Genomic DNA, 16762 nt, shown 5'->3' with positions numbered 1-16762 from the left:
CGTGACATTTATGCGTCGTGTGATCGATCGTCGTGCTCTTCGGTCTGCTCGGCGCTCGTGGCACCGGCCACCAGATGGGCGGGATCCCGGGTCAGCGACAGGGCCACGTGGTCGTAGAGCTGGGTGATCGCCGCCGACGAGTGGCCCAGCGCGTCCCGGCGGTCCTCCAGAGCGGCGCCGTGCTCCCGCGCGATCGTGTTGAACGCGTGGCGCATCGAGTGCGGCGTGATGCGCTGCGGCATCGCGACTCCGGCCCGTGCGGCGACGTTCTGCACGAGGCGGTGAACCTGGTGCCGGTTGATACGCACACCCTGCCGGGTCACCAGCAGCGCCCGCTCGTCGGCAGCCGCGGGCCGCGCCGCCAGGTAGGCCTCCAGCACCGGGCGCACCGGCTCGGGAACCGGGCGGGTGCGGACCTTGCCGCCCTTCATCCGCACCGTGAGCACGTGCAGTCCGTCGCGCTGGGCCAGATCGGCCAGATCGGCCGCGCACAATTCGGACACCCGCACCCCGAGATCGACGAGCAGGACCATGACGAGCGCGACCGCTTCCGGGCCGAGCGTGCGATGCCGGTAGTCACGACTGGACCCGAGCATGGCCGAGGCCTGTCCGGCCGAGACGCTCGTGGTCGGTGAGTGCCCGCGGTCGTAGCGCGGGCGAGCCGCGTCCCGTGCCGGGTTCGCATCGATGGTGCCGGCGCGCACCAGGTAGGTGTAGAAGCTGGAGACCGCAGCCAGCTTGCGCGCCCGGGTGGTGGCGGCGAACGCGCGACCGGTGCGCGGATTGCGCGCCCGAGCCAGTTCCGCCGCATACATCTGCACCTCGGGCAGGCGCACCGCCAGCGGGTCCAGATCGCGCGCGGCGCACCAGGCCACGTACTCGTGCAGATCGCGGGCGTAGGCGGTGCGCGTATCGCGGGAGTCGGTGAACGAACCCAGCCAGGAGGCGATCAGTGCCCGCACGGTGTGGCCCGTGCGGGTCTGCTCCGCCAGCAGCAATTCCGTTGGCGCGAGGCGGGCGGCGGTCCCCTGCTCGGCTGGCGCGTCGATGTCCACTCAGCCAGCTTACCGCACATAAGCGCGATTATGCGCGCCAATCGGGCGGCGATTTTCCCGCGGCGACGTTCCGTTTCGTTTGGTTGAAAACGTTATGTTTTGGATCAACACATTGGTGTGCGACCGCTGGGTCCGGACAACCCGACGCTCGGCACGCAGCGCCATGAGCGGAGACCCTGACTGGTGAGGAGAAGCCGCACGCCCCCTGATCGCCGAGCACGACCGGTGCTCGGCCGCGCACAACGCCGGCCCGGCCCCTCCAGTTGATGCACAGCGTGGGAAAGCAGCGCACCTCCGGGAAAGAGCTCACCCGCGCACGCACCCGCCTCCGCCGCGACCACTCCCCTTGGGCGCGCGCTCGCTACCGCGCAGCGCAACGACAGGGACCTCGGCTACGAGCACGGAAGCGAGGCCGGGCGCCGTTCCGGGTGGCGCTGCTCGCAGTCGCAGCGTTGTTGCCGGTGCAGGCCGCGACCGGCGGTCAGTCCTTGACCGACAACGAAGCGGCCATGAACGTGCACGATCCCGGCGCGATCGGGGCTTGAGGAACATCGGAACGGCGAACAGCGCTAAGCCGTCGTCGGTCCTGGTGGTCGGCTGACGAGCTTTCGGCCGCCGGTGGCGCTCGAAGTCATCCCACAGATAACGCTCTATTATCTGCGGCATCGCTGATCACGTCCTGCGGGAACGCACTCGCGACGGCGCGCGAAGCGACCCTGTTATCTGTGGCAAGGGAGAACCCGGGTGCCCACCGTCGTCGCGCTGCCGACGAACCCCTCGGCGTTGACCGTCGGCCGGGCGGCCGAGCTGTTCCTCGATTCGCTGGCGAACCCCAACACGATCCGCGGCTACGCCACCGCGGTCGGTAAGACCGCCGAGAAGCTCGGTGAGCACCGGCCGCTTGCGACGGTGACTGACGACGACGTCGGCGAGGCCTTGGAATCGTTGTGGGGCCGTGCGGCCGTGGGCACCTGGAACGCCCGTCGGGCCGCGGTGGGTTCATGGCTGTCCTGGTGCCGGGACCGCCACGAGGCTCCGGCCGTGCCGGGATGGTGCACGCGCCTGACGGCTCCGGACTCCGAGACCCTGGTGCGGTCCCGGTTGGCGATCGACCGGCTGGTGGCCCGCCGCGAGGTCGCGATCCGGGAGAAGACGCTCTACCGGATGCTGTATGAGACCGCCGCTCGTGCCGAGGAGATCCTCGGGCTCAACATCGAGGACCTCGACCTCGTGGGGCGTCGCGCCCTGGTGAAGGCCAAAGGGGCGCGGGCCAAGTCCCGCCGTCCGGGCCAGGCCCGTGAGGACGTCGTGCTGGAGACCGTCTATTGGGACGCCGGCACCGCCCGCCTGCTCCCACGGCTACTCAAGGGCCGCACCCGCGGGCCGGTGTTCCTCACCCACCGCCGCCCTGGACCCGGCAAGGTTCTCGGCTCCCGCGACATGTGCCCGGACACCGAGTTGGCGCGGCTGTCCTACGGCCAGGCCCGCGCCCTGCTCGATGCCCACACCGCGCCCCAGGGCCCGGGAACCGGGTGGGACCTGCACGAATTGCGTCACTCAGCGCTGACTCACCTCGGTGAGGCCGGTGCGTCGCTTTTGCTGCTGATGGCGAAGTCCCGGCACAAGAAGCCGGAGAACCTCCGCCGCTACTTCAAGCCCTCCGATCAGGCCCTGGCCGAGGTCACCGGCCTGCTGGCGCCTGGCGACAGCCGACGGTAGGGGTCTGAGTAGCAGTGGTACAGGATCCTCCGTTAGCGGATCAGCTGTCTGCGTTGCTGCCGAGGTGGCGGTAGATGGTGGGGCGGGTGACGCCGAACTCGGCGGCGATCTGGGCGACGGTGTAGCGGCGTTTGCCGTCGTCGTCGGTTTCGTCGTACATCTGGCGGGTCAGCTTGACCTGCCGAGGGCCGAGCTTGGGTTTCTGTCCGCCGGTGCGGCCCCGCGCCCGTGCTGCCGAGAGTCCGTCGATGGTGCGTTCGGACATCAGGGCGTGCTCGAACTCGGCGATGGACCCGAGGATCTGGAAGAATATGCGGCCGATGGCGGTGGAGGTGTCGATGCCCTGGTTGAGCACGACCAGATCGACGTGCTTGGCTTGCAGCTGGTTGGACAGCTCGATGAGGTGCTCCAGCGACCGGCCGAGTCGGTCGAGCTTGGTGACCACGAGCTGGTCGCCGGTGCGGTTGGCCGCCAGTAGCGCTTTCTCCAGTTCCGGTCGGCGCGCGAGCGTGCCGGAGGCCTTGTCGACGAAGACCTCGTCGCAGCCTGCCGCAGTCAGCACGTCGTGCTGGGCTTCGGGGTGCTGGTCGCGGGTGGAGACTCGTCCGTAGCCGATCCGCATGGCCCGGACCGTATTGCGAAGGCCCGACAGCGTGACGGTGGCGCGGACACGGGTTGCGTTACAGACCCGACCTGCGAAAACACTCGACGGCTTGCAATGTCTCGTGAACGTTCGTTTGTGCGACGGTGCTCTTCCGAGAAGGTAAGGGCGCCGTCTGGTTGGTGAGAGTGTCGAGCTTTTGCGGATGCGGTCGACGGGAAGTCGGGTCAGGCGCTGGCGCCGTGCGTGATCGTCACCCGGCCCCCGTCAGCGGACCTGGATGGTGGCCATCATGCCGGCGTCTTCGTGGTCGAGGATGTGGCAGTGGAAGACGCTGCGGCCGGGATAGGCGGTGAACGGAATTCGCAAGCGTACCCAGCCTTGTGGTGGCACGAGCACGACGTCTTGCGGTGTTCCGGATAGCGGGGCGTTGTCGCTGGTGGCCAGCACGACGAACGGCCATACGTGCAGGTGGAACGGGTGGGTCATCGGGGTGGTGTTGACCACGGTCCACTCTTCGACTGTGCCGAAACGAACGAGTTGGTCGGTGCGGTCGGGGTCGAAGGCGCGGCCGTCGATTCCGAGGCTCATGCCTGCCGTGCCCATTCCCATGGTGAACGCGACCTCGCGCCGTTTCCCGTCCGTCGTGGCGCGCGGTTGCTCGGCGGGCAGCGCTGGCGGCAGCGGGGCCGGCTTCGCCTCGGGGCCCCCGGCCATCAGAGTGGCCAGCAGCACCCGTTCGCTGCGGACACCGCCGCCCATACCGCCCATGCCCATGCCGCCGCGGTCTACTGGCTCGGACAGAAGGGGGAAACGCCCGGGTGTCGTCGGACGCACCAGGACGTCGGCGCGGCTACCGGGCGGGAGCACGACGCGTTGCTGGCTTTCCGGGGCGGGCAGGAACGCCCCGTCCCGAGCGACGAGGTCGAGTTCGTGTCCGGCCAGCCGCAGCGCCAGTACCCGGGAGGCGCAACCGTTGATCACGCGCCAGCGCTGCGCGGTCCCCGGCGCGGCGCCGAGGGTGGGTTGATGCTGCCCGTTGACCAGGACCAGTTCACCCTCCCGGCCTTGCATCCGCTCCATCCGGTCGGGGCGGGCAACGACGCCGTCCACGGTCATCGTCGTGTCCGTGACCAGCAGAACGCGGTCCTGTTCGACGGGCAGGTCCGGGCCGTCATCGACCAGCAGCGCCCCGCCGAGCCCGCCGAAGACCTGATCGGCGACCAGCCCGTGGCGGTGCGGGTGGTACCAGAAGGTCCCGGTCGGGTGGTCGCGTGGGATACGGAATAGGTAGTCGAACGAGGTTCCCGGTTCGATCCGCAGGAATGGATTGTCGCCGTTGCCCTGCGGCGAAACGCGAAGCCCGTGGGTGTGCAGGTTGGTGGGCTCGGCGAGCCCGTTGATCAGCCGGACTGCGAGGTCGTCTCCCGGCCGGACCCGCAGTGTCGGTCCTGGTGAGCTCCCGTTGTAGCCCAGCGCCTCGGTGTCGCGCCCGGCCAGCGCCACGCCCGCGGCGGCAGCGAGCTCCACCTGCAACCTGCCGCCGCGGCTGCTGAGCACGCGTGGTTCGCGCAGCGGCGCTGCGGTGGCGGCCGGACGGAACCCGCCGCCGGCCGAGTTTGCGCTCCACAGCCATCCCGCGGTGCCGCCTGCCACACTCGCGGCACCCGCCGCGGCCACACCCATCGCGCGCCGCCGGCTGATTGGTCGGCCACTCACTGCAGCTCGTCTCGCATCTGGCGGTACTGCTGCTCGTCGATCTCCCCACGAGCGAACCGCTCGTCCAGGATCTGGCGCGCCGACGGCACCGAACGCGGCGGAGCGGTTGCCCCACCCCGGACAAGCCGGAAAGCCACGTACCCGAGCAGGATGAGCCCGACCAGCACCAGCAGTGGCCAGACCAGCATCCAGCCCATCATGCCATCCATCATCGTGCTCACCTCACTGCTCTGAGTGCCGGGTCACCCAGCGGGGCTTGCGGCGGCCAGGCGTTCGACGATGCCGAGCTTAACCACTCATGCTGGTGGTGACCGTGCCGTCGGAGCCGACCACGGCCAGCTGATCCGGCGTCAGGTCCCGCACCACAGTGCCCCTCGGAGTTACCGCGTCAGCCTGCCTGCGTGGGCAGGTCTGCCTGTTTCCAGGCGGTCATGCCGCCGAGGACGTTGCGCACGTCGGTGTGCCCGTGGCGTTGCAGCAGGCTGGTGGCCACCGAGGAGCGGTAGCCGCTGCCGCAGGTCACCGCCACCGGCTTGCCGTCGGGGACCTCGTCGAGGCGTTCGGGCAGTTCGGCGCCGGTGATGTAGGCAGCGCCGGGCACGTGTCCGCCAGCCCACTCACTGGGTTGGCGCACGTCCAGCAGCTCGGTCTCGCCGCGGGCGAGTTCGTCGTTGAGCTCGTGCACGGTGATCTGAGGAGTTTCCTCAAGGGGTTTGGCGGCCGTACGCCAGGCGCTCATGCCGCCGCGCAACCACCCCAGCGGAGGTGGGTAGCCGATCCGCAGCAACTGCCACGTGGCCTCCCATAGCTCCCCTGGTTGGTCGAGGATCAGCAGCACCTGCGCGTCCGCGGGTAGCACCGTGCCCGCCCAGGTGGGAAACGCCGTGCCGAGACCGACGTTGAGGGCACCGGGGATGTGTCCTCCGCCGAAGGCTTCCGGTGAACGGGCGTCCAACACGATCGTGCCGGTTTCGCGGTGTTGTTCGAACTCAGCGACGGTCAAGGCCGGTGGCTCGGCCAGCACTCCGAGTGGCTGGACACCGGTCATGTTGCGGCTGCGCATGCGCAGCCAGTACGGCGGTACCGCAGGCAGGTTGTCTAGTCGGAGGCATTCGCGGACGAAGCCCTCAGTGTTGTCCACTTCGGATAGGATCGCGTTCGAGTGCCGCTCGTAGCCCAGGGTGGTCGAGAGGCGGCTGCCGATGCTGCCTCCGCACAGCGAGCCCGCCACGTGGGTGGGAAACACCTGCACGTGGTCGGGCAGGGCCAGCAGCTTGTCCTGAATCGTTGCGCAGAACGTCCGCGCGGCTTCCTGTGCTTTCTCCTGACCGCCGAGCAGGTCCGGGCGAGCCAGGTCTCCGACCAGCAGGGCCCCACCGGAGAGCAACAGCGCCGGATGATCGGCGCTCATGGCACGGTCGTAGACCAGCAGGCTGATGTGCTCCGGTGTGTGCCCCGGGGTGTGCAGCACTTCGAGCCCGACGTCGCCGATCTCGATGACCTGCCCGTCGCTGATCGGCTGGTGGGAATAGCCGAACTCGCCGGCTGCTGATCCCCACACCTGGGCACCGGTGCGTTCGGTGAGCTCGGTCAGCCCGGACAGGTAGTCGTTGTGGCCGTGCGAATCGGCCGTGTAGGCGATGCGCATGCCATGAGTGCGTGCTGCTTCCGTGTAGACGTTCACGTCCCGGCGCGGGTCGAACACCAGCGCCTGCCCGGTCTTCTCATCCCCGATGAGGTAGGAGGCGTGTCCCAGGGACTGCAGGTAGAACTGCTGGAACAGCATGGTCTCACGCCACCTCTCCCGGCTGCTCATCGTCGGGAGTGCGCACCGGTAGATCCTGCTCGGACCAGGCCTGAATGCCTCCGTCGAGATTGTCGGCGCGATAGCCGTGCCCAGTCAGGAACTCGGCCATCTTGCCGCTCCGGCTGCCGCTGCGGCACACCGTGACAACCGGTTGCTGCTGATCCACCTCCTCGAGCCGCCCGGGCAGTTCGTTCATCGGGATCCACCGCGAGCCAGGAATCCGCCCGGCCTGCCACTCCTGCGGCTCCCGAACATCGACCAGCTGTATCCGATCTTGTTGCCCGTACAGGTCCTTGGGATCCATGGCCACTCCCTTTCCGAAGCGATCCCGCAAGTCGGCGACACCGACATGCCGGAAGGACGAACCGATTCCGGTCCCTTCCTCGTCCGTTACCCGGTAGCCGCTCCCCCCATGCAGGCACACACCCTGTCCTTCCGATGTTCCCAAGCCCCGGAGAAGGGGGCCGCTGGTCACAGGCATGGCCCCGGAGACGGTGGGCCGCCCGGCAGTCGCAGGGGACGGGTCAATACTCGAGTTGTTTTCTGCGCGCGCTACCGCGGTGGCTTGGTGACGAGCACGAACTGCGCGGCACTTATCCGAGTGCGGTGGGATTGAGGATGGCCGCCGTGGCCACACCGGCGGCGACGATGAGGACGATGTAGGCGAACCAGCGGCGCAGGGTGGCTGCCGGCAGGCGGGGTGCCAGCCGGCCCGCGAGTGTGGAGATGACCAGGGCGGTGCCGGCGAAGACGGCGAGGAGGGTGTAGTCGAGCGAGGCTGCCGTGGTGGCGTGGGCGGCCAGCCCGGCCAGGGAGTTGATGAGCACGATCACCAGTGAGGTGGCCACGGCCGCGTGGGCCTCGAGCCCGAGCAGGGCGGCAAGCGCGGGGACGATGACGAAGCCGCCGCCGACGCCGAACAGGCCGGTGAGCACCCCGACGCCGGCGCCGGCGCCCAGGGATTTGGGCAGGCAGCTGCGCCAGTCGATGCCGCCTTCGCCGGTGCGGCAGGCGCCGGCGTGGTTCTCCCCGCCGCGCAGCATGCGCACGGCCACCACGACCATGAGCGCGGCGAAGGCCAGCAGCAGCCAGCGCTGCGGAACCAGCCGTCCCAGAGCGGTGCCGGCGAAGGCGGCCGGGATGCCGGCGGCACCGAAGACCAGGGCCACCGGCCACCGCACGTGGGCGCGCCGTGTGCGGGGGGCGATGCCACCCACCGAGGAGACCGCGACCACGGCCAACGAGGTGGGAATCGCCATCTGCAGGGGTTGTCCGACGCCGTAGACCAGCGCCGGCACCGCCAGGATCGACCCTCCGGCACCCAGCAGCCCCAGGGCCAGCCCGATGACCGCGCCGAACAGACCCGCCAGAACCATCATCGTCTCCTGCTTCCTCGAGAACGCGCGGACGCGCCTCGGAACTCACACCGGGGGAGGGAAAGAGAAGGGCGGGCACGCCCGGGGCGGTCAGGTCAGCGGGACGGGGAACCCGCTGGGGCCTGCCCGCTGGTCAGGGCTTGAATCATGCTCGCCCCGTCGAAGTTCGGGGTGCGGTTGTGCGGCAGCAGGCCCAACACGCGCGACATGGCGCAGGTGTTGGTGATCGCGGCGACGGTCAAACCGCCGCCGACGAAGCCGGCAAGCCACTTCAAGGGTTCGTAGGCGGTGCTGGCGAGTACGCCGGTGAGCACGAGCAGCCCGGCGGCGAGCCGCACCTGGCGTTCCATGCCCCAGGTGCCCGAGCCGCGGTTGACGGGCGCGTCGTGCTGCTGCCACCCGGTGATCCCGCCGGACAGGACGCTGAGCTGGTCCAGTCCTGCAGACTCCAGCACGCTGCGTGCTTGATCCGCACGGACGCCGGAGGCGCACACCAGCACGATCGGATCCTCGTGGTCGGCGGTGAGCTCGGTGCGGTGCTCGCGCAGCAGGTCCAGCGGCACGTTGTAGGAGCCGGGAATGTGGGTCGCGGCGAACTCGCCGGGGGTGCGCACGTCGATCAGCCGGGTGCGCGGGTTGTTCTCCAGCAGGCTGCGCACCTGCGGGGTATCCATGCTCACCGGTGTCGTGCGAGACATCGGTCTCCCTTCCTTGTTGGTCCTGTGGCGTGGTCAGTCGGGTTCTCGGTGCCGTGTCTCAGCGGGCTGGGGTCAGGTCGAGGCCGGCGTCCTCGGCGTTGGCGAAGAAGTCGTCGACGAGCACGACGTCACGAGCGGCGTGCTCCAGCAGGGAGGCCGCTGCGGTGGCGCGGTAGCCGCTGCCGCAGTGCACCCACACCGTCCCGGTGGGGACCTCGTCGACGCGGTCCTTGAGCTCGTACAGCGGAATGTGCACGGAGCCCTCGATGTGCGCGGAGCGCCACTCGTTGTTGGTGCGCACGTCCAGCACCACGTCCGCTGCGGGGAACCCGTCGACGCCGCCGTCGCGGACGGCGGCGAGGTCGGGGAAGGTGGCGGTGGTGGTGCTGCGCAGCTGATCGACCTCGGCGGCCAGCTCCCGCGGGCGTCCTGATGCGGCCGCGGAGAACGTGTCGATGCCGATGCGGGCCAGTTCCCGCTGAGCGTCGGCGACCTGCTCGGGTGTCTCGCCGAGCAGAGTGATCGGTGCGCCCCAGTCGATCATCCAGCCCAGCCAGGTCGCCATCGGCCCGTCCAGGCCCAGGCTGACCGTGCCCGCCAGGTGCGAGGCCACGTAGGCAGTCCGCGAGCGCAGGTCCACCACCCACTCACCGGCCTGCAGGCGCCGCCGCAGTTCGTCCGGCGTGGCCCGGGCAGGCATGCGCAGGTCCAGCGGCTCGGGACCGGTGGTGTTGTGCACGCCCATGTGGGCGTAGTAGGCGGGATAGGCATCCAGACCGGACAGCATCTGCTCGACGAACTCGCCCTCGGCCAACGTCAGCGCCGGGTTGACCTGCTTCTGCTCGCCGATGGTGGCCGAGTCGCCGGAAGCCTGGCTGGCCGAGCAGAAGCTGCCGAACCCGTGGGTCGGCCAGATCTGCGCCCCGTCCGGCAGGGTCTCCACCAGCTTGCGCGTCGAGGCATGCTGGTGCCGGGCCAACTCGTGGCTGTGCTGCTCCCCCAGCAGATCGGTGCGCCCGGTGGTGCCGAACAGCAACGACCCCCCGGTGAACACCCCCACCGGGCCCTGCTCGCCCTCCAAGACGTAGGACAGGTGGTGATACGTGTGCCCCGGTGTGGCCACCGCCCGCACCCGCATCCGTTCCGACACCTCGACCACGTCACCGTCGGCCAGCGGTGTGTGCGCGAACGGCGCCTCGTCCGCAGCGGCCACGCCGTAGTCGGCGCCCGTCAGTCGGGCCAGTTCTAGCCCGCCGGAGACGTAGTCGTTGTGCACGTGCGTCTCCAGCACCAGCGCGATGCGCACATCCAGGCGCCCGGCCGCGGCGAGGAACCGATCCACATCACGTTGCGGATCCACCACCACCGCCAGCGCACCATCGGTCGCCAGGTAACTGCGATCGCCCAACGACGAGGTGGCGATCACCTCCACACCCAGATCGCCGGCAAGCTGATGGTCGAGTTCTCGTACTGCCGTCATCGTTGCGTTCCTCCTTCGATGTCACACGGAGTCGATCCACGTCGCGGTTTCGCCTGCCATCGACACCGCTCGTACTCCTGCCTCGTCATCGCTCCGAGAATAATATACCCAGTGGGGTATATATAAGTTATACGAGTGGGCATGCACGAGAGCACACCCATCAGCGGCTAAGCGGGGCTTGAATCAAGCCAGCGCCAGGAACAACCGCTCCAGCTCCTGCTCGGTCATCTCCGGCTCATCGCCGTCATCGCGGGCCTGCTGGCAGTGCCGCATCCCACTGGCCACGATCTTGAATCCCGCCCGGTCCAGCGCCCGGGACACGGCGGCCAGCTGGGTCAGCGCCTGAGCGCAGTCACCGCCCTCCTCGATCGACTCGATCACACCGGCCAACTGTCCCTGTGCGCGGCGCAGACGCGTCAACGCGTCTCCGACCAGCTCCGGCTTCATCTCCACGGCAATCACCTCCACTGCCCGCAACCAATATACCCACCGGGGTATTCATGTCAAAAAAAGGGAGCAACGAGCAGCCGCAACCACCTCGCCCCGCCTGTAATAAGACCCAACGGGAGACCGGGCGGATGGGGTGATGTCGTCGGAGTACTCGTGGTGTCGACGCGAGTTCGGCAGGTGTGGTCTTGGATGAAGACTCCGGTGGTCAGGAACAGTGGGTGTGCCGAGGTGCCGCCGCAGCGGTGCCCGGTGCTGGCGCCGATGATCGAGCCGAGGGCGAAGATCAGTACGACCTGGGTCAGGCCGAGGGGCTGCTGCAGCGGTCGTTCCCGGAGGTGCGGGCCAAGCATTCCCGTCCTCGGCCGGCATTCCTGCCTGGCTGCCCCGTTCCTCCAAGGCTCGGCAGAGTGCGCACCGCTGAAACGGCGGTGGCCTCCCCCCGGCACCTATTTTTCGTCGCGCTCGGCGCGGTCCGGCTCGCGCAGTGGTCGCAGGCCGGCCAACTGTGGCAGGAAGAACGTGTAGGCCCCGTGCACGTTCAGGTGCGTGTCGATCAGTGGCGACAAGCGGGCGGCATCGGCGTCCGCAACGGGGTAGCCCTGGGCGCGGAGCTGCTCGACGGCGGCGCCCAGGTAGGTGGTGTTCCACAGCACCACGGCATTGAGCACCAGGCCGAGCGCGCCGAGCTGGTCTTCCATGCCTTCCTGGTAGCTCTGGCGGAGCTCGCCGCGGTGGCCGAAGCAGAGCTTGCGGGCCAGGCGGTGGCGGGATTCGGTGGTGTTGAGCTGGGCGTTCAGCGAGTGCTGATAGGTGTCGTCGTCCGGATCCGCCACGGCCAGCAGGTGCTGGGTCTTGGCGATGCGGCCGTATTCGGCGAATGCCTGCCCCAGCGGCGTCGGGTTGCCGTCGCGACCCAACGCACGGATGAGATCGTAGGCGCGCACGGTGCCGGTGACCAGTGATCCGGCGATGCGCAGCATTTCCGGCCAGTACGGGCTGATCCTGCCCAGCCGGATCCGGTGCCGGGCCAGGTCGTTGGCGGGGCCGTAGTCCGCGGCGGGGTCGATGCGCCAGAACCGAGTGTCGGCCAGGTTGGCCAGCCGGGGCGCGTAGGCCATGCCGCAGATCCGGTACAGGCCGAAGACCATGTCCGAATATCCGGCGGTGTCGGAGGTGACCAGCTCCGGGCGGCGGCCGTGGTAGGGGTTGAGCAGCACGTCGAGCTGGTACAGCGAGTCCCGCTGGGTACCCGGTACGACCGTGGCGCCGATGCCGGCGACCTGGTCGTTGATGGCGTTGAGCCAGGTCGCGCCGCGTTTGCGGCCGAAGTAGCGCGGGTTGTGCCCGGCGTAGACGGTCTGGGTGGGCACGACGAAGCGCATCCCGTCGACCGAGGCAACCATTCCGCCGCCCCACAACTGAGCGAGTGGAATGTCAGCCTGCACGTCGATGAGCCGGGCGTTGGCCGCACGCAGCGTCTCGGCGCGCAGGTAGTTCTGCTCCACGTGCGACAGGCGCGCTCGGTTCAGCGCCCAGTGCCGAGGCCGGGCGACGGGTTTGTAGCCGACGTTGGTGGCCTCAGCCACCAGCACGGCCGCCAGCGACAACTCGGCATCGTCCATGCGGGACTCGCCGCCGGAAGCGTGGGTGAACTCGGAGAGGAAGCCGGTGCGGGCGTGGACCTCCAGCAGCAGCTCGGGCAGATCGACCTGCGGCATCATCTGCTCGACCCGCTCCCGCAGCGCCAGCAGCGACTCTGGTTCGTCCAGTTTCTCCAGCGCGTCCACCCGCACCTGGGCGCGCCCGTCGCGGCCGCGCCTTGTGCAGCGCTTCCAGCACGCACAGCGCGTAGGCGTGCTTGTCCACACATCCCGGATCCAGCTCCGGACCGCCGGCCACGAGCTTGCGCCACGACCCGACGATCAGTTCGTCGCGGATCTCCGAAGCTCGGACTTTCTTGCGACCGATCAGCTCGGGCAGCTCGGTAACGGCGTCGAGCACGCCTTGCCCGGCTGGCGCTGCACCAAACGGGATGACCTCGGCCAGCAGCGGCAGAAATGGTCGTACCACCGCCCACCGCGAGACCAGCTCGGCTCGCCAAGCGGCATCATCATCGTCTTGCACCGGAGCGAGCTCGTCGACCGTATCCACCGCGGCCGCCAGCCGCCGGCGATCCACGACTTCCTCGATCGCCGCCCAAACCTGACTGAACGCCAGGGTGTCGGACTCGGCTGATTCGCTGAGGTTCTGCAGCACCCTGCCCACCGAAGCCAGCGTGGTCGAGGCCCTGTTCAAGCGCGGCAGATTGGCCAGCTTCGCCTCCCGACTGGTGCGCTCAGCGGCCCTGATGAGCTTGTCCGCCATCAACGCGGCGAACACATCCAACGCGTCATCCACCGCCGTACTCGACAGGCTGCGCACCGCCGCGACCAGCGTGGCCGTGCGCCGCTGCGGCTCACGGCGCTCGATGGCCTGGGCCTTGGCCGACAACCCGTCCCGGGCCAGGGCCTCCAGCCGGTTCGCCGGCACCGCCGCCACATCCACCGCACCGGCGCCGAGTCCGGACAACTCCGAGGACCGGTGCAGCGCCTCGGTCATGCTCCGACCGGACACCCGTGTGGGCCCGCGTCGCAGCCGCTCCAACTCCGAAATCCGCGAATCTTCCGGCACCGCCAGCAACCTCGCCAGTCGCCCCGGCAGCTCGGGATCCGCGGCGATGGCCGCCTGGTGCAGGCTGGCATGCATCCGCTCCGTGGCCCGATCCCGGTGCCCAGCCACCAACCTGGCCAACACGCTGGCGCCGGGCAGCAGCACCCGGTGGGAGCGCAGCCACGCCACGGTGGCGTCGAACAGCGCTTTCGCGGTCTCCACCCGTGTCCATGCCCGCGCCGCCACGAACTCATCCACCTCGGCCGAGGCATCTGCGAAGTCGCGATAGCCGCACTCGCGGCGGATCTCGGCGGCGTGCTCCCACTGCGTGGCCTGCCGTTGGGCATACGCCTTCACCCGCGACGAATCAGCGATCTCCAACTGCGCCGCGAGGAAGTCCACCACCGCAACAGGTACCTCCAGCGGATCCGCCAGGAACGTCCCCAAATACCGCACCGTGGCCAGCTGCAGGGCAAACCCCAGGCGGTTGTGCTCCCCGCGATGCCGCCCCACCAGCACCCGGTCGGCGTCATCAAGGAAGAAGAAGCGTTCCAGCTCCGCCTGCGACGGTGCCTCGCTGAACCGGCCGAACCGGGCCACCTGCTCATCGGTCAAGAACTCCACCGGCACAACCGGCATCCTGCCCGATCAACCACAACCACAAGATCCGGGGCACAGCACTAACGGAGGATCCTGTACTGCTGCTACTCAGACCCCCGGTAGGAGGGATCAGCGGGGCTTGGTGAGCAGGCGGCCGATGCCGGGGACGAACCGGCCCCTATCGGCGGCATAGCGTTCGTAGGCGTGGCCGTCGGTGCGGGTCACGACGAGGCCCCCACTGTCGCGGGTCGCGCGGCCGTGGGTGTGCCGCTGGGCAGCGTGGGTAGCGGTTTTGCGCGGCCGGCGCGGACGCCGTTGGCGATGACGACGACCTCGGCGACCTCGTGCACCAGCACCACGGCCGCTAGTCCGAGTACGCCGAACAGGGCAAGCGGCATCAGCACGGTGATGATGGCTAGGGAGAGTCCGACGTTTTGCAGCATGATCCGCCGGGCGCGGCGGGCGTGGTCGAGGGTGTGGGGCAGGTGTCGCAGGTCTTCGCCCATGAGCGCGACGTCGGCGGTTTCGATGGCCACGTCGGTGCCCATGGCGCCCATGGCGATGCCCAGGTCGGCGGTGGCCAGTGCGGGGGCGTCGTTGACGCCGTCGCCGACCATCGCCATGGACCGCTGGCCGCTGAGCTCGCTGATGATGCGGGCCTTGTCCTCCGGGCGCAGTTTGGCGTGCACGGAGTCGATGCCCGCTTCGGCGGCCAGGGCGGTAGCGGTGGCGTGGTTGTCGCCGGTGAGCATCGCCACGTGGTAGCCGCCGGAGTGCAGCCGGGTGATGACCTCAGCCGCTTCGGGGCGCAGTTCGTCGCGCACGGCGATCGCGCCGATCACGCGGCCGTCCTCCTCGACGAGCACCGCGGTGGATCCGGCGTGCTGCATCCGTTGCACGTCGGCGGCCAGCGGGCCGGGCTCCAGCCAGCCGGGTCGGCCCAGTCGCGCGGTGCGTCCGTCGACCTGGCCGGTCAACCCCGCACCGGTGACCGCCTCGACGTCGGTCGCCGCCGCGATCGACTCGCCGTCGACAGCGGCGAGGATGGCGCGGGCGAGGGGGTGTTCGCTGCGGGCCTCCAGCGCCGCGGCCACTCCGAGCACGCGCTCGCGCGAGGCTCCGTCGGTGGTGGCGACGTCGACCACGGTGGGCTGGTTGCGGGTCAGCGTGCCGGTCTTGTCCAGCGCCACCCCGCGCACGCGCCCGAGTGCTTCCAGCGCGGCACCGCCCTTGACGAGCACACCGAGTTTGCTCGCCGCACCGATGGCCGCGACGACGGTGACGGGGATGGAGATCGCCAGCGCGCAGGGCGAGGCGGCCACGAGCACGACCAGAGCGCGTTCGATCCAGGTGGCCGGGTCGCCGAACAGGCTGCCGAGTCCGGCGATGAGCGCGGCGGCGATCATGACGCCGGGCACCAGGGGCTTGGCGATGCGGTCAGCGAGGCGCTGGGTGGCGCCCTTGCGGGACTGCTCGGCCTCCACGATCCGCACGATCCGGGCCAGGGAGTTGTCCTCGGCCGTCGTGGTGACCTCGACTTCCAGCACACCGGTGCCGTTGATCGACCCGGCGAACACCTCGTTGCCGGGGCCGGCTTCGACCGGCACGGATTCGCCGGTGATCGCCGAAGTGTCCAGCGCGGTACGGCCGGTGCGGATGACGCCGTCGGTGGCGATGCGCTCGCCGGGCTTGACCACCATGCGGTCCCCGACCCGCAGCGCGGAAGGGGGCACCACGACCTCGGTGCCCTCGCGCAGCACGGTGGCCTCGTCGGGCACCAGCGACAGCAGCGCACGTAGCCCGCGGCGGGTGCGGGCCAGGGAGTACTCCTCCAAGCCCTCGCTGATGGAGTAGAGGAAGGCCAGCATCGCTGCCTCGCCGACCTCACCCAGGATCACCGCGCCGACCGCGGCGATCGTCATCAGCGTGCCGACACCGATCTTGCCCTGGACCAGCCGCTTGAGTGTGGAGGGCACGAACGTGTAGGCACCGGCGAGCAACGCCAGCGCCTTGAGCGCGAGCGCCAGCATCGGCGCCGCACCCGACCACTCCGCGGCGTATCCGGCGATCAGCAGGACCCCGGCGATTGCGGCGAAGCGCAATTCGGTGACCTCCCAGAGTCGTTCCGGTTCGCGCTCCTCGGCGTCCTCGCCGGTGCGGGGTTCGTCGCTGCCGCAGCCGCAGGCGTCGCTCATCGCCCGACCTCCTCGTTCGCGTCCTTGCCTACGGCGTCGGCGCCGTAGTTCGGGCACAGCGCCACGGCATTGCCGGTCGCGGCCAGCAGCGTCTCGGCCGAAGCCAGCAGGTCCATCAACTCCGGGCGGGCCAGGCTGTAGAACACCTGCCGGCCTTGCGGGCGCCCCACGACCAGCCCGCAGTCACGCAGACACGCCACATGCGCTGACACCGTCGACTGGGCGAGCCCAAGCTCGGAGATCAGGTCGGCGACCCGGGCTTCCCCGCCGGCCAGGCGCTGCACGATCGCCAACCGAGCGGAGTCCGAGAGGCTGTGGAACAACGCCACTGCCGGATCCAGGCCCGCACCCGGCGGGCTCGACGCCAGGCAATCCTCCATGCTATTCATCGTCATGAGGCGATTATAGCAAGC

General features: G+C 69.5%; 15 protein-coding genes. 1 reads left to right on the top strand and 14 read right to left on the bottom strand.

Annotation, left to right across the window (positions count from 1 at the left end; translation table 11 throughout):
* Positions 1-8 precede the first annotated feature (8 nt).
* A complete protein-coding gene (locus IQ251_RS17140; protein WP_193929618.1) occupies positions 9-1055 on the bottom strand; it encodes a tyrosine-type recombinase/integrase in 1047 nt (348 codons plus the stop codon).
* Between the two features lie 744 nt (positions 1056-1799).
* Between IQ251_RS17140 and IQ251_RS17135 the strand changes: the two genes are divergently transcribed.
* Positions 1800-2774 carry a tyrosine-type recombinase/integrase gene (locus tag IQ251_RS17135; RefSeq protein ID WP_193929617.1) on the top strand — a complete coding sequence of 325 codons (975 nt, stop codon included), beginning with the start codon at positions 1800-1802 and terminating at the stop codon, positions 2772-2774.
* 40 nt (positions 2775-2814) lie between these two features.
* On the opposite strand, the gene IQ251_RS17130 is transcribed toward IQ251_RS17135, so the two are convergent.
* The 13 genes from IQ251_RS17130 to IQ251_RS17075 all read right to left on the bottom strand — a co-directional run bounded on the left by IQ251_RS17130 (position 2815) and on the right by IQ251_RS17075 (position 16744).
* Positions 2815-3396 carry a recombinase family protein gene (locus tag IQ251_RS17130; RefSeq protein WP_075850066.1) on the bottom strand — a complete coding sequence of 194 codons (582 nt, stop codon included), beginning with the start codon at positions 3394-3396 and terminating at the stop codon, positions 2815-2817.
* A gap of 246 nt (positions 3397-3642) precedes the next feature.
* Positions 3643-4881: a multicopper oxidase family protein gene (locus IQ251_RS17125; RefSeq protein ID WP_370591468.1), complete on the bottom strand. Its 1239-nt coding sequence runs from the start codon at positions 4879-4881 to the stop codon at positions 3643-3645.
* A 209-nt stretch (positions 4882-5090) separates the two neighbouring features.
* A complete protein-coding gene (locus IQ251_RS17120; protein WP_075850067.1) occupies positions 5091-5306 on the bottom strand; it encodes an SHOCT domain-containing protein in 216 nt (71 codons plus the stop codon).
* A gap of 176 nt (positions 5307-5482) precedes the next feature.
* The gene (locus IQ251_RS17115; RefSeq protein ID WP_075850068.1) at positions 5483-6880 is read right to left on the bottom strand and encodes an MBL fold metallo-hydrolase; all 1398 of its coding nucleotides are present in this window, start codon (positions 6878-6880) and stop codon (positions 5483-5485) included.
* A 4-nt stretch (positions 6881-6884) separates the two neighbouring features.
* Entirely contained in the window at positions 6885-7205 is a 321-nt protein-coding gene (locus IQ251_RS17110; protein WP_075850118.1) for a rhodanese-like domain-containing protein, read from the bottom strand.
* A 289-nt stretch (positions 7206-7494) separates the two neighbouring features.
* Positions 7495-8277: a sulfite exporter TauE/SafE family protein gene (locus tag IQ251_RS17105; RefSeq protein ID WP_075850069.1), complete on the bottom strand. Its 783-nt coding sequence runs from the start codon at positions 8275-8277 to the stop codon at positions 7495-7497.
* A gap of 95 nt (positions 8278-8372) precedes the next feature.
* Complete coding sequence (locus tag IQ251_RS17100) at positions 8373-8975, bottom strand: rhodanese-like domain-containing protein (protein ID WP_075850070.1); 603 nt, start codon at positions 8973-8975, stop codon at positions 8373-8375.
* A gap of 58 nt (positions 8976-9033) precedes the next feature.
* The gene (locus tag IQ251_RS17095) at positions 9034-10455 is read right to left on the bottom strand and encodes an MBL fold metallo-hydrolase (RefSeq protein ID WP_154075312.1); all 1422 of its coding nucleotides are present in this window, start codon (positions 10453-10455) and stop codon (positions 9034-9036) included.
* A 183-nt stretch (positions 10456-10638) separates the two neighbouring features.
* Positions 10639-10908 (bottom strand): metal-sensitive transcriptional regulator, encoded by a 270-nt coding sequence (locus IQ251_RS17090; protein WP_075850119.1) that lies wholly within the window; start codon positions 10906-10908, stop codon positions 10639-10641.
* 443 nt (positions 10909-11351) lie between these two features.
* Positions 11352-12593 carry a Tn3 family transposase gene (locus IQ251_RS20390; RefSeq protein WP_441007492.1) on the bottom strand — a complete coding sequence of 414 codons (1242 nt, stop codon included), beginning with the start codon at positions 12591-12593 and terminating at the stop codon, positions 11352-11354.
* Positions 12484-14184 carry a DUF4158 domain-containing protein gene (locus tag IQ251_RS20385; RefSeq protein WP_441007490.1) on the bottom strand — a complete coding sequence of 567 codons (1701 nt, stop codon included), beginning with the start codon at positions 14182-14184 and terminating at the stop codon, positions 12484-12486. The genes IQ251_RS20390 and IQ251_RS20385 overlap by 110 nt, the downstream gene beginning before the upstream one ends.
* A gap of 191 nt (positions 14185-14375) precedes the next feature.
* A complete protein-coding gene (locus tag IQ251_RS17080) occupies positions 14376-16349 on the bottom strand; it encodes a heavy metal translocating P-type ATPase (protein WP_193929616.1) in 1974 nt (657 codons plus the stop codon).
* Positions 16346-16744, bottom strand: coding sequence for an ArsR/SmtB family transcription factor (locus IQ251_RS17075; RefSeq protein ID WP_193929615.1), 399 nt, complete (start codon positions 16742-16744; stop codon positions 16346-16348). Before IQ251_RS17075 ends, IQ251_RS17080 begins: the two co-directional genes overlap by 4 nt.
* Positions 16745-16762: the final 18 nt, after the last annotated feature.

It is taken from the genome of Saccharopolyspora montiporae (assembly GCF_015209505.1).
Classification (GTDB): domain Bacteria; phylum Actinomycetota; class Actinomycetes; order Mycobacteriales; family Pseudonocardiaceae; genus Saccharopolyspora; species Saccharopolyspora montiporae.
Note: the sequence above shows the minus strand (reverse complement) of the source record. Positions and strands in the feature narration are given on the sequence as shown.